Source organism: candidate division WOR-3 bacterium, from assembly GCA_039801245.1.
GTDB lineage: Bacteria > Hydrothermota > Tepidihabitantia > Tepidihabitantales > Tepidihabitantaceae > JAOABP01.
This window is the reverse complement of sequence record JBDRUF010000038.1, coordinates 1-17,712: the sequence shown is the minus strand read 5'-3', so window position 1 is coordinate 17,712 and position 17,712 is coordinate 1. Positions and strand designations below refer to the sequence as shown.

The 17,712-nt window shown below is 49.4% G+C and carries 18 protein-coding genes; 15 read left to right on the top strand and 3 right to left on the bottom strand.

Annotated features, from left to right (window positions below; all coding sequences use genetic code 11):
* The 13 genes from ABIK47_06170 to ABIK47_06110 form a co-directional block, all read left to right on the top strand.
* A partial coding sequence (locus ABIK47_06170; GenBank protein ID MEO0020204.1) for a phosphate ABC transporter permease subunit PstC occupies positions 1–151 on the top strand: 151 nt, incomplete at its 5' end.
* Positions 148–984: a phosphate ABC transporter permease PstA gene (pstA, locus tag ABIK47_06165; GenBank protein ID MEO0020203.1), complete on the top strand. Its 837-nt coding sequence runs from the start codon at positions 148–150 to the stop codon at positions 982–984. The genes ABIK47_06170 and pstA (ABIK47_06165), both read left to right, overlap by 4 nt.
* Positions 985–1,734 carry a phosphate ABC transporter ATP-binding protein gene (locus tag ABIK47_06160; GenBank protein MEO0020202.1) on the top strand — a complete coding sequence of 250 codons (750 nt, stop codon included), beginning with the start codon at positions 985–987 and terminating at the stop codon, positions 1,732–1,734.
* Positions 1,712–2,482 (top strand): phosphate ABC transporter ATP-binding protein PstB, encoded by a 771-nt coding sequence (pstB, locus tag ABIK47_06155; protein MEO0020201.1) that lies wholly within the window; start codon positions 1,712–1,714, stop codon positions 2,480–2,482. The genes ABIK47_06160 and pstB (ABIK47_06155) overlap by 23 nt, the downstream gene beginning before the upstream one ends.
* A gap of 165 nt (positions 2,483–2,647) precedes the next feature.
* Entirely contained in the window at positions 2,648–3,838 is a 1,191-nt protein-coding gene (locus tag ABIK47_06150) for a hypothetical protein (GenBank protein MEO0020200.1), read from the top strand.
* Positions 3,839–3,850: 12 nt separating this feature from the next.
* Positions 3,851–4,705, top strand: coding sequence for a PstS family phosphate ABC transporter substrate-binding protein (locus ABIK47_06145; protein ID MEO0020199.1), 855 nt, complete (start codon positions 3,851–3,853; stop codon positions 4,703–4,705).
* 20 nt (positions 4,706–4,725) lie between these two features.
* Entirely contained in the window at positions 4,726–5,652 is a 927-nt protein-coding gene (gene pstC, locus ABIK47_06140) for a phosphate ABC transporter permease subunit PstC (protein ID MEO0020198.1), read from the top strand.
* Entirely contained in the window at positions 5,649–6,536 is an 888-nt protein-coding gene (gene pstA, locus ABIK47_06135; protein MEO0020197.1) for a phosphate ABC transporter permease PstA, read from the top strand. Before pstC ends, pstA (ABIK47_06135) begins: the two co-directional genes overlap by 4 nt.
* A gap of 12 nt (positions 6,537–6,548) precedes the next feature.
* Positions 6,549–7,307, top strand: a complete 759-nt coding sequence (gene pstB / locus ABIK47_06130) for a phosphate ABC transporter ATP-binding protein PstB (GenBank protein ID MEO0020196.1) — start codon at positions 6,549–6,551, stop codon at positions 7,305–7,307.
* A 53-nt stretch (positions 7,308–7,360) separates the two neighbouring features.
* Complete coding sequence (gene phoU, locus ABIK47_06125) at positions 7,361–8,029, top strand: phosphate signaling complex protein PhoU (GenBank protein ID MEO0020195.1); 669 nt, start codon at positions 7,361–7,363, stop codon at positions 8,027–8,029.
* Positions 7,989–8,714 (top strand): response regulator, encoded by a 726-nt coding sequence (locus tag ABIK47_06120; protein ID MEO0020194.1) that lies wholly within the window; start codon positions 7,989–7,991, stop codon positions 8,712–8,714. Before phoU ends, ABIK47_06120 begins: the two co-directional genes overlap by 41 nt.
* Before the next feature lie 15 nt (positions 8,715–8,729).
* Complete coding sequence (locus tag ABIK47_06115) at positions 8,730–10,076, top strand: ATP-binding protein (GenBank protein ID MEO0020193.1); 1,347 nt, start codon at positions 8,730–8,732, stop codon at positions 10,074–10,076.
* The gene (locus ABIK47_06110) at positions 10,073–10,810 is read left to right on the top strand and encodes a metallophosphoesterase family protein (GenBank protein MEO0020192.1); all 738 of its coding nucleotides are present in this window, start codon (positions 10,073–10,075) and stop codon (positions 10,808–10,810) included. Before ABIK47_06115 ends, ABIK47_06110 begins: the two co-directional genes overlap by 4 nt.
* 147 nt (positions 10,811–10,957) lie before the next feature.
* Here ABIK47_06110 and ABIK47_06105 read toward each other — a convergent pair whose 3' ends face one another.
* The gene (locus ABIK47_06105) at positions 10,958–14,497 is read right to left on the bottom strand and encodes a hypothetical protein (GenBank protein ID MEO0020191.1); all 3,540 of its coding nucleotides are present in this window, start codon (positions 14,495–14,497) and stop codon (positions 10,958–10,960) included.
* 196 nt (positions 14,498–14,693) lie between these two features.
* Here ABIK47_06105 and lspA point away from each other — a divergent pair, with 196 nt between their 5' ends.
* Positions 14,694–15,248, top strand: coding sequence for a signal peptidase II (gene lspA, locus ABIK47_06100; protein ID MEO0020190.1), 555 nt, complete (start codon positions 14,694–14,696; stop codon positions 15,246–15,248).
* Positions 15,202–16,368, top strand: coding sequence for an IscS subfamily cysteine desulfurase (locus tag ABIK47_06095; GenBank protein MEO0020189.1), 1,167 nt, complete (start codon positions 15,202–15,204; stop codon positions 16,366–16,368). The genes lspA and ABIK47_06095 overlap by 47 nt, the downstream gene beginning before the upstream one ends.
* Positions 16,369–16,424: 56 nt before the next feature.
* Here ABIK47_06095 and ABIK47_06090 read toward each other — a convergent pair whose 3' ends face one another.
* A complete protein-coding gene (locus tag ABIK47_06090) occupies positions 16,425–17,021 on the bottom strand; it encodes an ankyrin repeat domain-containing protein (protein ID MEO0020188.1) in 597 nt (198 codons plus the stop codon).
* A 180-nt stretch (positions 17,022–17,201) separates the two neighbouring features.
* On the bottom strand, positions 17,202–17,712 hold a 511-nt coding region (locus tag ABIK47_06085), incomplete at its 5' end, for a T9SS type A sorting domain-containing protein (protein MEO0020187.1).

Below are 17,712 nucleotides of genomic sequence, written 5' to 3'. Positions count from 1 at the left end.
GGTACGCACCCTCACTTCAAACATCGCCCTTGAGATGGGTTATGCGAGTGGGGACCACCAGCGGGCTTTGTTTGCCACCGGCGTGATTCTATTTGTCATCATTGCCATCCTTAATACCATTGCACTCCTAACAATGAGGGAAAAGCGATGATTTCCCGTCCACTAATAATCCAGCGTCTGATTTGGCTTCTTTTAGCCCTCCTCACTTTGTTCACACTGGTCATTCTTTTTTCTATCATCGGCTATATTACTGCCAAAGGCGCCCGGGTCATTACGCCCGAATTTCTTTTCTCCCTGCCAGAAAGGATGGGTAAGGAAGGGGGTATTTTCCCAACAATTATCGCCACCCTTTATCTCGCCATCCTTGCCATCCTCGTTGCCACACCCCTTGGAGTCGGCACCGCGGTCTATCTGACTGAATATACTCGCGAATCACTTCTTACCAAGATAATCCGCTTTGGCGCTGATGCCCTTGCCGGTGTCCCTTCAATTATCTTCGGGCTTTTCGGGTTCATCCTGTTTGTCATCCGGCTGAAAATGGGCTGGTCAATTCTTGCTGGCAGCCTCACCCTGGCGGTGATGATTCTTCCTACTATTATCCGCACCAGTGAGGAGGCAATTCGTGCCGTTCCCTATCAACTGCGCGAAGTCAGTTACTCATTAGGCGGCACCAGGTCCCAGACAATTATGCGCGTTGTTCTCCCCAATGCCCTACCTGGGATTCTCACCGGGGTTATCCTCGGGCTGGGCAGAAGCGTTGCTGAAACCGCTGCAGTCATCTTTACAGCCGGCTCTTCGCTTCGACTACCCAAAACGGTCCTTGACCCGGCACGGACAATGGCGGTTCACTTTTACATCCTTGCCCGTGAGGGCATTTCAATGGAGCGCGCCTATGGTACCGCCTTTCTTCTGATCCTTTCCATCCTCATTATTAACGCCTTTGCCTATATCATGATGTTCCGTCTTACCAGGAGGCTGCGATAGATGCAAGAAAAGATAATTGCCCAGAATCTCAATGTAACTGTCAATAAGAAACCCGTCCTCAAAAATATTAACCTAACGGTTCTTAACCAGGAAATTCTTGCCATCATCGGTCCTGCCCATTCTGGTAAAACCACCTTTTTAAGGGCAATCAACCGCCTGATTGAAAATCAGCCCGAATTTATCCGCACAGGCAATCTTTTACTTGATGGCAAGGATGTGGGGCAATGGGGCATCGATACCCTGCGCCGGAAAGTGGGTTTAATCTTTGCCACTCCTGTACCCCTGCCCGGAACAATCTTTGACAATATTGCCTACGGACCACGCTTGAAAGGCGTCCGCAATATGCGTACCCTTGCCGAAATCGTTGAAAAGAGCCTTCGTGCCGCCTTCCTTTGGGACGAAGTAAAGGACAGGCTCTTTACATCTGCCTTACGGCTTTCTGGAGGACAACAGCAGCGTCTCTGCATCGCCCGCACCCTTGCCGTTGAGCCCGAGGTCGTAATGATGGACGAACCCTGCTCTGGACTTGACCCCATCTCCACCGCCCAGATTGAACAGGCGATGCGCGAACTCAAAAACCGCTACACCTTCATTCTTGTTACCAACAATGTGAAACAGGCGGCACGGGTCTCGGACCGCACCGCCTTCTTTTTCAATGGTGAACTGGTGGAACTGGGAGCAACCGAAAGGATTTTTACTAACCCAAAGGACAAACGTACTGACGACTATGTCTCTGGCAGAATCGGCTAAACCGGTCAAACTCCTGACCAGAAACCTGTCCGTCTTTTATGGCAACTTCCAAGCGGTAATTGATGTGAGCATCGGCTTTCCTCCCTGCGCCATTACCGCCATAATCGGACCATCTGGGTGTGGCAAATCTACCTTGCTGAGGAGTCTCAACCGGATGAACGAATTGATTGAAGGTGCGCGGATTAAAGGTGAAATACTCCTTGACGGCAGAAACATCTACTCCTTGAATGTCCTCGAGTTGCGCAAGCGGGTCGGAATGGTTTTCCAGCGCCCCAACGCCTTTCCACTTTCCATATTTGACAACATCGCCTATGGACCCCGCCTCCATGGCATTAATAAAAGAGAGCATCTTGCGGAGATTGTTGAACAGAGCCTAAGAGCGGTCAAAATGTGGGATGAACTAAAAGACAATCTCAATAAAAATGCCCTCACCCTTACAGATGAACAACGCCAGCGCCTCTGTATCGCCCGAATGCTCGCAGTCCAACCTGAAATTCTACTTTTGGACGAACCCTGCTCTGCACTTGACCCCATTGCCACCCTGCACATTGAAGAACTCTTACGGCAACTCAAACAAAAATATACAATAATTATCGTCACCCACAATATGCAGCAGGCTGCTCGCGTCTCTGACTTCACCGGTTTTATGCTTTTGGGTAAACTAATAGAATTTGGAACAACCACACAGATTTTCACCAGTCCTCATAACCCGGAAACCGAGAATTACATTTCCGGTCGCTACGGCTAACACCTTCATTTATATTAACTTACGCACAACCGACCTTTTTGCCAAAAACCTCTTAAACGCTTAACAAAAACTTAACAAAAAATTTATAACCACTTAACACTGCTCTTGTATCCTCATTCCCAATGAAAGTAACAAGCTTGCACAAACAAACGAAAGGAGTAAAAGTTGCATAAACGAATCTTTGTCATCTTCGCAGTGGCATTAGCCGCCACAACCATATTTGCCCTTGAACCGGGCGAAACCGAGTTTGAGCACAACGGCTGGTATCGCTATACTAACCAGTCCTCGGGCTTAAAACTGACCCAACCAAGCGTCAGTCGCTTCGCACTTGAGCGCGGTTACATCCGTCTTTCCCACCGGTGGTCCCCGCCCTTCTTTACCAAAATGACAGTAGATATTTTCTCATCCGATAAGTACCCAGAGGGTGCAACTGTCCGCTTAAAAGAAGCCTATGCGGACCTCGCGCTTCCTTTAATCAAAGACCTCAATCTCACTGCCGGTCTGCAGAAACACTATTTCGGTTTAATATATTCCTGGGATTATACCCATCCGGAGAAATCGCTTGCCGATGACCAGAGCGTATGTGCCTCTGCGGATTACGGAGTCACCATCAACGGCTTTCTCCCCTCAGGTCTTGGCGAACTGCAACTGGGAGTATATAACGGTGAAGGGTATAAATATGCTGGGAAGTATGTCAACACCTCGCCAGAACTACTTGGTAATCTGCGTCTTACCCCTCTTGCCGGTATTACCATCGGCGCTTCCGTGTTCACCAATGCCCGCGACGAGTCCCCATATAAAAATGACAAAAAAGGGAGAACCACTGTTGGTACTGACATCTATTATATGAATGCCGACACCAGTAATAAAAACCGCCTTGGTTTTGCGCCGATGGCAAAACTGGCGTATGGTCCAATATCTGTAACTCTTGAATACATCGGCTACAACTACACCCGCTGGTTCAGTTATTACAAAATCAACCGCGATAGCGCCGGTCAGATAATTGACTCAACACTTGTGGAAAAAACCAAGAAATACCAAATGGCGGGTCTGGATGTATTACCGATTGTCACCATTCCGGGCAGAAAGGTGGAAATCTTTGGGCGGTTTTCAATGTGGAACCGCAAAGAAGAGCATGGAGATGCAATGGAACTTAACAAGGACAAAAGTTTTATCCGCTATGGCGGGGGCTTCAACTACCACTTCATCCGCCGGGAGAAGGGTAAGCCTGGTCTGGAGTTTCAGTTTGCCTGGATAAGAACCCAGCCCAAAAACAGCGATATCAAGCCCACCGATGTGCTCCTCGCTCAGGTGCGGTTTGAGTGGAGCACAATTGTTGCAAAGCCACAGTTATAAAAAGGAGGAAAAATGAAAAAAATCATAACCATTATAGCTCTGCTCGGCACCATTCTCTTCGGTGCCGAAATCATCATCAAAGGTTCGGACACGATGCTTAATCTAACCCAGCGTCTTGGTGAGGCGTTTTCGGCTGTTCGTCCTGATGTCACCGTCTCAGTTACCGGCGGCGGTTCCGGTGTCGGGATCAACGCCATTATCAATCGCGAGGTGGATATCGCCAACGCCTCCCGGGGTATTAAATCAAAGGAAATATCCTCGGCACGGGCTAACGGCGTGAATCCAGTTGAAATCGTCATTGCGCTTGATGGTTTATCGGTAATTGTTAACAGCAAAAACCCGGTTAACAAATTAACCCTGCAACAAATCGGTGCCATCTACCGTGGTGAAATCACCAACTGGAATCAACTCGGCGGTCCGAACAAGAAAATCGTCCTTTATGGCAGGCAGCCCAACTCGGGCACCTTTGTCTTCTTCCGTGATGAGGTGGTAAAGGGTGAATACGCACCCATTATGCGCCAGATGAATGGTAATTCCCAGATTGTTGAAGGGGTTAAGGCTGATGAAGGTGGTATCGGCTATGTCGGGTTAGGCTATATCCGTAACATTGAGGGCATCAAGCCGGTGGCAATTGCCAGGAAAGCGGGCGAATCCTATGTCTCTCCGACTGATGAGGCAGATGTGAAAAGTGGCAAATACCCCCTCACCCGTCCCCTCTACCATTACCTCAATGGCAAACCCAAGGGGGTTGTCCGCGACTTCATCCTTTTTGAACTCAGCCCAGAAGGGCAGAAAATAGTTGAAGAAGAAGGGTTTGTCCCGGTAAGCGAAAACTACATTCAGCGCAACAACCAGGTTCTACAATAGGTTAACAGCTGAACTGAAGGATGAAACTGCGGAAGGCGACCGACAAGGGTGTCCGGATAGCCTTCTCTCTTACCGCTGTTCTTGCCGCCTCGGTTTTACTGGGGATTCTTCTCTTTCTCTTCACCTACGGGGTACGGGCGTTTATACCGCCAAGGGATACTCAACCTGATGACCTGTCATCCCAGCCGATAAGGGTGCAGGAGTTCCTCTTCGGCACATCTTGGAACCCGGACGCCTATGGTCAACCCAGATATGGAATTGTCCCTCTATTTCTTGGCAGCCTCATTACCACCATCATCGCCCTTGTTATTTCAATCCCGCTTGGTATTGCCGGTGCCGTCTTCATTGCCGAAAGGCTCAAAGGCGGTCTCCGGGTGGGCGTGAAAATGGTTGTAGAACTCTTTGCCGGCTTCCCGTCGGTGGTTATTGGCTTCTTTGGTCTTGTTGTCCTTGGACCATTTATTTCCCGGCTTTTCAATGTCCCTTCGGGTCTTAATATCCTCAACGCCAGTCTCCTCTTAGCACTAATGTCATTGCCAACAATCATCTCGGTATCTGAAGATGCGATGCGGGTTGTGCCTCACTCCTACCGTGAAGCCGCCTATGCGCTTGGCGCCTCACCCTGGACAACCGCAATCAGAATCATCCTGCCTGCTGCCCGTTCCGGAATCCTGGCTGCGGTTCTCTTGGGATTTGGCAGGGCGATTGGTGAGACGATGGCGGTTTTAATGGTGGCGGGCAATGCGCCTATCATCCCTAAGTCGCTCTTTGACCCGGTCAGAACCATCACCACCACCATCGCCATAGAACTGGGCGAATCCAGTTTCAACTCTATCCACTTCTTTGCCCTCTTTGCCTTAGGCTTCATACTGTTTTTAATTGCGCTGGGCACCAACCTCATCGCCGAATCCCTAATCAAGCGGGAAAAGAAAAGTTTCACCCTATGACGATAGCACCTCAACCCGAACGCCTGCGCCGGAAATATTTTGTCAGTAATGTGGGCTTCTTGGTTTTGGCGTTGCCTCTCTTTTTATTCATAGTCTTTATCGGCTATATGGTGTTTTATCTGTTCAGTAACGGCATCAATGTCCTCTCCTGGGAATTTCTAACTCAGCCACCGACAAAGGGAATGACCGCGGGCGGTATTATGCCCTGCATCGTCGGCACACTTTATATTACCTTCATCTCACTAATATTTTCAATACCAATGGGAGTTTTTTCTGCCATCTATCTCGCAGAATATGCCCCAAATAACCTTCTAACCCGGGCAATTCGTTCCTCTATTCGTTCCCTTGCCGGCATCCCTTCAATTGTCTACGGTCTTTTTGGGGTGGCACTTTTTGTGCGCGGTCTCAACATTGGACTTTCTGCCCTTGCCTCAGGTCTGACCCTCGGTCTGCTTAATCTACCCTGGATTATTGCTACCGCCGAGGAGACAATCACTGCAATCCCTGGCTCTTTTCGAGAAGGGGCGTTGGCGGTGGGCGCAACAAAATGGGAGGCAATCAGGCACAATGTCCTACCCTTCGCCTTTCCCGGCATCCTTACAGGGGTCCTCCTTGCCTTTGCCCGCACAATCGGCGAAACCGCGCCTATTCTCTTTACCGGTGTCACCTACTTCACCCGCGAACTTCCTAAAACCCCACTCCACAAATTTATGGCGCTTCCCTATCACCTCTTCGCGCTGACCACCCAGCACGACCAGTTAATCAAGGTGAGACCAATCGCCTTTGGAACCGCGCTCGTGCTCCTAATCCTGGTACTGGTATTTGACGCCATCGCCTTCCTCATCCGCATGCGCGTTGCCGCTGCGAATAAATGGCAGGTCTAAGGGGGATGAAAAATGGCAAAAGGCACAATAGATATCCAGAACCTTAACCTCTGGTTTGGCAAAAACCATGTCCTGAAAGACATCTCCCTCACCATCCCGCCCAATGCGGTGACAGCGATAATGGGTCCATCTGGCTGCGGTAAATCAACCCTGCTCCGTTGTATAAATCGTATGAACGACCTGATTGCTGAGACCCGTATCAACGGGAGAATTTTGATAGACGGCGAAAACATCTTCGCTCCTGAAACCGATGTCATTCAACTCCGCAAGAAGGTCGGGATGGTGTTTCAGAAGCCAAACCCGTTCCCGAAATCAATATTTGAGAACATCGCCTTCGGAATAAAAATCCATCGCCTCGCCCAGGGATGCGAAATCCGTAATAGGGTTGAAACCGCTTTACGCCAGGCAAACCTCTGGGATGAGGTGAAAGACCGGCTCCACGACAACGCCTTTTCCCTTTCCGGCGGTCAGCAGCAGCGGCTCTGCCTTGCCCGCTGCCTGGCGGTTGAACCGGAAATCATCCTCCTTGACGAACCGGCATCAGCACTTGACCCCCATTCTACCGCCCGGCTGGAGGAACTGATCGTCCAACTGAAAAAGGACTACACGATTGTCATCGTCACCCACAATATGCAGCAGGCGGCACGGGTTTCTGACTTCTGCGCCTTTGTTATGCTCGGTGAACTGGTGGAGTTTGACCGGACTGAAAAGGTCTTCACCACCCCACGCGACAAACGGACCGAGGAGTTCCTTGGTGGTAAATTCGGATGATAACAATACTTGTCAATTTTTAAAAATTTGCTATATTTACATCAGGAGAAACTATGACGATTCTTGAACAAAAGGTTACCGAACTTAAGGAAAAACTTTTGGCAATGGCTGCCCAGGTGGAGGGAATGGTTGAGGGTAGCATCCAGGCGTTGATCAAGCGGAATTCATCTCTGGCAGAGAAGGTCATAAACGATACTGAGGAGGCGGTAAATCAACTGGAGATTGAGATTGAGGATTTTGCGATTAACCTCATCGCCCTTTATCAGCCCGAAGCCTCTAATCTCCGCACCATCACAATGGTCATCAAAATCAACAATGACCTCGAGCGTATCGGTGACCACGCGGTCAATATCGCCGAGGCGGCGCTTTTTCTCATCCCGAGACCGCCGGTGAAACCGTTAATCGACCTCCCGCGCATGGCGGAACAGACGAGGGGTATGCTTCACGATAGCCTTGACGCATTTACCCGGGGTGATCCCCTTCTTGCCCGTGATGTCTGCACCCGTGACTCGGTGGTTGATTCCCTCAAGGACCAGATTAATCGTGAACTCATCACCTATATGACCTCTGATGCCACTACCATTGACCGGGCGTTAAAACTGATGCTGATCTCCCTCAACCTCGAGCGCATCGCGGACCTCGCCACCAACATCTCTGAAGATGTCATCTACGCCACCACCGGTGAGGTTATCAAACATGGCAGGGGCGAGCCCGCCACCTAACAAACCACCGCGGCTTATCGCCATTGTTGATGATGAACCAGATATCCTGGAGCTGGTTGCCATCAATCTTAACCGGAACGGATTCAGAACCGAGACATTTACCAACGCCCGGGATTTCTATCACTTTTTGGAAAACCAACTCCCTGACCTTGTCATCCTTGACCTGATGCTGCCCGATGTTGATGGACTTGACATCTGCCGCCTCCTAAAAAGTGAGCCGCGGACCAGGGCGATTCCCATAATAATGCTCACCGCCCGGGGCGAGGAAACCGACCGGGTCATTGGTCTGGAACTGGGCGCGGATGACTATGTAACCAAGCCCTTCTCAGCGCGTGAGCTTGTTGCCCGGGTAAAAAGCGTTCTCCGCCGGCAGGAAATGTCCCTTGCCGATGAGAAAATCACCCTGGGTGGTATAGTAAAAATTGACCCTCAGCGTCACGAGGTGGAGGTTGACGGTAAAAGGATAGACCTGACCACAACCGAGTTCCGCCTGCTCTTGATTTTGGCAAAAAGGCCTGGCTGGGTTTTTACCCGCAATCAGATACTGGATGAACTCTGGGGGGAGGAGAAGGCGGTTCTTGACCGCACCGTCGATGTGCACATAAAACATTTGCGCGCCAAGTTAGGGAAGGCAGGGAATCTAATCCGTAACATCCGCGGTGTTGGTTATAAGATTGAAGCCTGACCCGCTAAAATTAATATGAGGCGAACGCTTTTCCTCGGTATCCTGAGATTAACAATCATACCCGCCCTCATCCCCCTATTACTTTTGCTCATCCTTCTTTTCATTCCTTCTTATCGCACCATTCCCAACCTTCTGTTCCTAATCGCCCTGACCGCTCTCATAGCAATTGCCCTGGCGCTCATCAGCGCCTATTTTGTTTACAATTCCATAAAAACACAAATCAATGAAATCCAAACCGCCTGTACCCGGATCTCTCAGGGCGAATTGGCTGTTCGATTCACCCCTGCCCGGTATCAGGAACTCAACCAACTCGCAGTAAAATTCCAGGAGATGGGTGAAAAGATTAAAGAAAAGACCCTTGACCTTGAGCAGAAAAAGGGCTGGCTTACCGCCATACTCAATTCACTTCATGATGCCCTTTTTGTCCTTGACCCAAGTGGCAGGATCCTCATCGCCAACCCCAGTTTTCAAGGGGTTGCTGATACCAGCGAGGTCGAGGGAAAGTTCTACTGGGAGGTGATTCGTCACCCGCAGTTACCATCAATCCTGAGCGGTTTAACCAGCGAAAGCCGGTCGTTAACAACAGAAATAACCATTAAGGACAGGACCTTTCTCCTCAACGCCACCTGGGCTGATGCCGGGGAAAGGGTAATTACCCTCAGTGATATCACTGAGATTGTTCGGGCAGCACAGCTGAAAAGGGATTTAATCCTCAATGTCTCGCATGAACTGCGCACCCCGCTAACCGCAATAAAGGGCTATCTGGAAACTATGGAGGAGACCGTTGACGAGAATAACCGGCGTTATCTGGAGGTGGTCAAGCGGCATACCGACCGGCTTATCAAGATTGTCAGTGATCTATTAACCCTGTCCCGGGTTGAAACCCCTAACAGCGTTTTGGAACTTACCGAAGTTGATATCAACCGGATTGTCAATGATGTTCTACCCCTTTTTGAACCAACCATCAAAAGGAAGGGGCTGGAACTCAACCTGCAGTTACCCAAACACCCCCCCAAAGTTAAAGGTGACCGGCTCTATCTTGAGCAGGCGTTAATCAACCTTTTGGACAATGCGGTGCGTTACACCGAAAAGGGGACAATCACAATCGCAATTGCACCCATCAACAACCAATTGCACCTTTTGGTTCAGGACACCGGCATCGGCATCACCAAGGAGCATCTGCCCCACATCTTTGAGCGGTTCTATGTTGTTGACCGCGCCCGTTCCCGGGAGAGCGGTGGGACCGGTCTGGGCTTGGCGATTGTGAAACACATCGCCGCGCTTCATAAAGGCGAGGTCAAGGTGGAGAGCACGCCGGGTATCGGTTCAAAATTCACCCTTATCCTGCCAATTACCCAATGAGTAAAAAGTTTAACATTGTGCATCTCTCTGACCTCCATCTTGGTGGTGGCTATTTTGTCCCTGAATGGGGCGCAAGGGTTGTGGAGATGGTCAACTCAATCCAACCGGACCTACTTGTTATCAGCGGTGATTTGACAACAGAAGGTCATGTCCATGAATATGACCAGGTGATGCATTACTTGAAATCATTTCAGGTGGAAAGCAAACTAATCGTGCCGGGAAATCACGATGCCCGTAACGAGGGCTACACAATCTTTGAGGAGATATTTGGCACCCGCTACCCGTTTTATCAAGATGAAAGGTTGTTGATACTCGGCGTGGACTCCAGCCAGCCTGACATTGATGACGGTCATATCGGCAGGTCCAACTATCCATTAATTACCAGCCGGCTCAACGACCCCAAGCGGATAAAAATCCTGACAATGCATCACCATCTCGTCCCCATCCCTGGAACCGGTCGGGAACGCCACATCCCCACCGATGCCGGTGATGTTCTGAAACTGTGCGTTGACCTTGATGTCAGGATTGTCCTCTCAGGTCACAAACACCTGCCCTGGATATGGCACATTGAAAAAACCTGGCTTATCACCGGTGGGACCGCCACCTCCCGGCGATTGAAAGGAAGGTCTTATCCCTCATTTAATATCTTAACAATCAATGACAGCCACTTCGCCATTACCGAGGTCAATGTGGCTACCGGCGAACATTTGCTAAAACTCACCACCTCCATTTAATTTAAGTTTATATAAAAATACACAAAACCCGCCCCTGATATTTTGACCTATCTCTCGCAATTTCGCAACTTAACCTAAGGACAAATTTTGACGGGGGACTATCCCCTAATTGGTTTTTGACGCAGCCCGACCCACCTGACCTTGATTTTATTTTAAAGCCCTTTGGTAAACTATCAGTTTTTTCGCCTTTGCGCCTCTTGCCCCTTTCTCTCCAATTATAAAATAGACACCTGGTTCAAGCCGGCTTTGCCTGCGGATGCGCCCGCTCACATCAAAGATGGAATATGTTGAGGTTAAGGCCAAGGTTGAGGTTGAGGGTTGGACCGAAGACCGAGGATGGGAGGGGCTGAGGACCGATGACCGAAGACCGAAGCCTCCTTCCCCGGTCTGCCATCTTTCGTCTTCATAACACCAGAACTGCCTTGAACCACCGCCTTTCAGGGCAAACACCTTACCGTTACAGAATGCAAGCGCACCACCAGGACCAACCCTGCGCCAGGAAAGACCAAGCGGAATATCCTCCAACTGCTCCCAGGAGTCTGAAAGGACATCATACCGCCAGAACTCATTTGTCCGTCCGCCCTTAAAGGCATAGATATATTGAGAGCCATCACCAGCAAGCGCTGCCCCTTCCCGGCACCTCTTTATCCCCCTGCCAAAAGGTAGCGGGGCACAAATGCGCCAGGTGTCCTTGTTAGGAAGATACTCGTAAAACTCATTTGTTCCACCTTTAAGACAGAAGAGCCTTTCACCAATATTTACCAATCCGCTGCCCCTTTTCACCGGCTTATCAAAAACACCCCTGGGCACAGGTCTGCGCGCGTGCCACTCATTCTCTCTGACCCAGTAGACAAGAAGGTCATTGGTGCCGCTGCCCTTAAGACAGAAAACCTTATCGCCCCAAAAAACAAGCCCTGAACCGAAACGGACACCTCTGGTATATTCCGGCAACCCTGCAAGAGAAATCCATGAGTCACCAGCGATATCATATACCCAGAACTCCCTTGTGTTCCTTCCTTTAAGCGCATAGATGAAATTTCCTCTATCCCAGCACATTGCGGCACCGGCTTTGGGCTTTTTACCGCTCTGCCCAAGAGGCATTGGCGCAAGTTCTATCCAAGTGTCATTTACCGGCTCATATCTCCAGAACTCTGGGCAGCCACCACCCTTCAAGGCATAAATTGCATCGTTGCTGCTAACAAGACACCCACCAGCCCTGACCGGTCTATTTTTTGCTCCTCTGGGAATGGAAAGCAACTCCTGCCAAGGTCCTTTAAGGGACTCAACAGAAAATACCCTCCTTGCCGAATCGTTATCCGCTCGCATATCACCATCAAGATATGTCCAGGATGTGGCGAGATAACTACCGCTTGATGCCTGCCAAGAGCGAAATTTAATCAGCGAATCCCTTTCTGGTCCAACTCTCAAAAAAACTGAATCAAGGTATCTCTCGGTGCCACTTTTATCCACAATCTTAAAATAGGCGCTAATATCTGCTGATACATTCCCAAAGTTTTTAATTATTACCTCAGGCTCAAGTTCACCGCGGCTGATGATTTCACCCGGTTTTATAATTGAATCCACACCCGCATCACGCACCCGCACAAAAACTGTCTCAATCGCCCTGTTATTATTAGGGTTTCTATCACCGGCAAGCGTTGTTGAACAACTCACCACATTATTGCCCCGAGACGACGCCTCCCATAGATTAAAAGTATCTATAACCGAATCACCAGGTTCCAGCCAGACAGTATTGAAATCAATGTATCCTTCTCCAATCTTCATCCTCACCCTTACGCTCTCGGCAGTCTCGCCATAGTTCTTGATTAGCGCTTTCGGACACTCGCCCTGCCCGGAATCCACGACCCCAACAGGGTAAATAATCTTACTCACCCCGAAATCCCGGTTTAACACCCAAAACACCTCACTTGCGGTATCATTCTCCGGATGCATATCACCGGTAAGTGAAATGCGGACGCGCATAACATAACTATCAGGTTCCGCATCCCACCCCCTAAAACCGGTGTCCCGACTAACACCAGCACCTAAGGTTATCCCAATCGAATCGTTATGAACAAGTATCTGTTGACTGGCAGTAAAAATGGAGCAACTTGCCACGAATCTCGCCAAGACATTGCCACAATTCTTCACCCTAATCCTTGGGCGGATAAACCCTGCTCCGACCCTGCCAGGTGGTGCAAGGATTTCCTCCAGCATAACATCCTGCACGCGCACAAAAATGTTCTTCCTCAAAATATCATTTACACGATTAATGTCACCCCAAACACTTACAGAACAGGTAATTGCCATTAACCCTCGCCAAGAAACAGGCAAAGAATCAAAAACAACCATCGTAGATTCACCCGCTGAGATGGTCTCAATTTCCCAAAACCTTACCGAATCCCCTATATGAAAATAGGTTTTCACAGACGATTCAGGAAAATCGCCATAATTTTTAACCCAGACAGCAGGAGAAATTATTGCTGCTGAATCAACAGTATCTCCGGGCTGCTCAATTCTCATAACCCCGACATCGTGAATCTTTTCATACCGACGCAGGCGAACCGCAGTAAGTAAAGGAGAGCTTCTTATTACTTCAGTCCATGCAACCTGAACCCTGCCGCTTTGGGCTGCGATTGACACCCGCTCACACTTATTTCCTCCCTCGGTTAGCACTTGCATTTCTCCCCATTGACCTGTTCTTGACCTTTTCCGGCAACATATCTGCCAGAAACGGTTTTGTGTTGTATCTACCGTGCTCCAGGCTGTGTGAAGTTCGCCAGCCTCATCCACTACTATACTCGGTCCTTTTTTATCTCTTAGCGAATCGCTCAAACGCAAGGTATCTCCCCAACCTGAGGAACCTCTTGCCCGAAACAATATACCCCACCTATCATTTCCATAATCAACGACCCAAATCACATTGAAGGTGGAATCAAATTCAGACCAGCATACGCAGGGAGACATACTATTTCTTTGATTGTAAACAGTTTCTATCTCTGTCCAGACCCCACCTATTCTCCGCCTTGCAAGAACAATAAAGTAAGGGTATCTCCATTCGCGCCAGACAACCATTAAATCACCCTCGGGTGTAGAGGCAATTGAAGGAAAGTTAATCTGCGGTTGCGCAATTACACTGACCGTTTCAATTCTGCCCCAGCCGGTATCATGGGGAACATAAAGAATCGGTGCATTAATACTCAACAGCCTCACCCAGGTCAAATGTTGAACTCCATTACGGTCAATGGCGATTGAAACCGCACTGTCATAATGATTGCCAACCAAACTCTCTGCTGGCAGCCAAACATTCGTCACCGCATCCCGCCTTTTCAGTTTCAACACCCCTCTTGTAATCCAGGCAACATAGATGTTACCGCTGGAGTCGCAGGCGATTGCCGGGTCTCCAGCCTTGTTCTGGTCTGCGGAAATTACTGTGTCCTCTGACCACTGGCGGGTCTGCGCATCCCAGAACGAATACCAGACCTGCCAGGTGTCCGGTGCCTGACCGCGCCAGACGATATGAATGTTTCCAAAGGGGTCCGCAACCACACTCCTGGCGTTGTTATTGCAGGTTACATCGCTCTTGTTTTGGCGGTTGGTGATTGAGTCTATCGGCAGCCAGCCACTTTGCCCGAAAGTGAAAAGAACAACTATTAAACCTACCCCTCTACAGATATATGAAGCCATTCCTAAATTAACTGTGCCAAAACCATATTACTGGTCAAGTAGAATCTGCCGGTTATTTCTTTGACATTCCCAAGATATTTAATATGATTTTTACATAAAGAGCGATGGAAATGGCAAACAATTCACAATTATTTACCATCTTCTTCAGCGCCGGTTCCTTTCCTCTCCTCGAGCCGTGCGCAGAGTCTAAGACCTGATGTCTGCTGCATTACGCCGCTCATTTGTCTGGACGAGTATCGCTGCCCTGTTTCTTGACCAGTTAACCAAAACCATTGTTTACGGGATGTTCAATAAACCGGGAGCAAGTAACAGTGTTCCACTTATCGGCAGCATCCTAAAAATCTCTTTCACGACCAACCCCCACGGCGTATTTGGCATTGGCTTTGGCTCACCGGTTGCCCATCTCATCCTTCAGTGTGTCGGCATCATCCTTGTTCTCTTTTTCGGTTTAAGGACCAAAAGCACCTTTCTTGGCTGCGCCTATGGAATTATCCTTGGTGGTGCGTTGGGCAATCTGATTGACCGTTTCCGGCTGGGTTATGTGATTGACTTTCTTGACTTTGAAATCCGCCCGCTTCGTTTCCGCTGGTTTACTTTTAACCTTGCCGACGCCTTCATCGTCGTTGGCGTTATCTTGATTTTTATCTATGAAATCATCTCTGGTGCCAGAGAGAAAAAAGAAAAAATAGAAAAGGAGAAGAAGAATGAAGATGCGTGTCTATCTGGACAACAACTCCACAACCCGGATTGACCCCAGGGTCAAAAAGGCGATTGAGCCCTATTTAACCGAGATTTTTGGCAACCCCTCCAATCTGCACTATTTTGGCAGGGAGTGTGCCGAAGGGCTGGCAAAGGCAAGGGAGCAGGTTGCCGCATTCCTGAACGCCAAGCCCGAAGAAATCTTTTTCACCAGCGGCGGCACCGAGGCAAATAACTGGGCGATTAAAGGCGTTGCGGTTGCACAGATGCTTTCTAAGGGAAGGCACATCATCACCACCCCGATTGAACATTCTTCGGTTCTCGCCAGCGCCCAATACCTTGCCGGTACCGCCTGGAAGGTGACATACCTACCGGTTGACTCTTATGGACTTGTTGACCCCGAAGATGTCAAAAGGGCGATAACCAAGGAGACCGCACTTGTGAGCGTTATGCTTGCCAACAACGAAATCGGCACGATTGAACCGGTAAAAGAGATTGCTGCCGTTTGCCACGAGCAAGGAGTTCCTTTCCATACCGATGCGGTTTGTGCTGCGGGCAAGATACCACTTGATGTTGAGGAACTGGGTGTTGACCTTTTAACTATCTCCGGACACAAGATTCATGCGCCCAAGGGTGTAGGGGTTCTTTACATTCGAGAAGGCACCCCGATTGACCCATTGATTCATGGGGGACATCACCAGAGAGGCTTGCGTGCGGGCACAGAAAATGTTATTGGCATTGTTGGCATGGGCAAAGCCTGCGAGATCCTGAAAAGTGAGTGGCAAGTCGGTGCAAAGAAGGTGCGGTTATTGAGGGACCGGCTGGAAAAGGGCATCCTGGAGCGGATTCCGGATGTTCGGCTCAATGGTCACCCCGAAAAGCGCCTACCCAACACCAGCCACTTCGGCATCGCCTATGTTGAAGGCGAGGCGCTCCTATTAAATTTAGACCTTGAAGGCATCGCGGTTGCCTCTGGCTCTGCCTGCGCCTCTGGTGAACCCGAGCCATCACCCACAGTCAAGGCGATAGGTGTGCCAGAAATCTTTCGCAACTCGGTTGTCCGTTTCTCTTTAGGTGAGGAGAACACCGAAGAGGAAATAGACTACACCATAGAGGTCTTAGATAAAGTGGTGAAACGGCTGCGGGAAATCTCACCGTTAACAAAAAAGTAAAGGAAAACACCACTCATTTGTTCCTCAGCGATAGGGGCGAGGTTGTTTTTTGAATCTTATTCTTCCGCCCCTACCTTTTTCAGATATGCCGCAATATCTAAATGTCCCTCATCAAGCGCATCCCTGAGCGCGGTCCTGCCCTGTTTATCAACAGCGTGGATATCAGCGCCCTGCTCAACAAGGAACTTCACCACATAGGAATGACCGAAATATGCCGCCTCCATCAGGGCAGTTCTGCCGTAATTATCCCGAACATTAATATCGGCGCCCTGCTCAATTAGATACTTCACCATATAAAGCCTCCCCATACTTGCAGCCCACATCAAGGCGGTGGCACCAATTTTATTTCTGGCGTTGACATCAGCGCCCTGCTCAACAAGAAACTTTGCTACATCCAGGTGCCCTTCTGCGGTCGCCTCCATCAAAGGTGTCCAGCCATAATTGTCTTTGACATTAACATCCACACCCTTCTTTATCAGTGCCTTTACCTTATCCAAATCCCCTTCACTGGCAGCATCTATCAAAGCCGCTCGGCGTCCGCAGGATGGTAGAAAACATACCGTCAATCCCAGGGATAACACCAGAGGTAAAACGGCTAAAAACGCCTTGTTAGAACCAAGGCAGCGCCCCGCAAAGCTTCTTTGGAGATTCATAGAAAAATATTACTTCAAATCTGGATTTTGTAAAGATTCTTATTTTTTAACCATTAACAGCTTAAAATCTGGTCAATTTTTAGGTTTCTGAGAGCCAATTTCAACTAAGGTCGTTGGGTATATTCACTGAGTTAATAAAAAGGGGCGGAATTCTCCGCCCCTTGAAAAAGGAAAGGTATTTCAGCGCTGGAGGATGAGTTTGGTGTTGCGCTGGTAGTCACCAGCAAGGAAGCGGCAGATGTAAACACCACTGGCAACAGTTCTGCCTCTGCTGTCCTTAGCGTCCCAGAAAAGGGTGTATCTGCCCGGGTTCTGATTTGAGTTCAAGAGGGTTTTTATCACCCTGCCGGAGATGTCACAGACCTGGATGAGGGTTTGCCGTTCGGTGTTGAGGGTGTAGCGAATCTGGATGGTGCGGGTAAAGGGGTTGGGAAAGGGCGGATAGAGCCTGGTCTCCTTGATGGTGCTCATCTCCCAGCGGAAAGGCTCTTTCTCATCTATCCCGGTAACAACCTCAGGACACCAGAAGCCGATGTAGGCAAGGAGATTTTCACCAGAGAGGATTCCGGTTGCGGTCTGACCGATGGTTGCACCACAGCGGTAAGTTCCTGCCAGTTCACCACCACCAGTGGCAACAACCTGCCAGTCGCAGCGGTAAGGTTGCGCAAAGAGAAGGGAGCAGAAAGCAAGG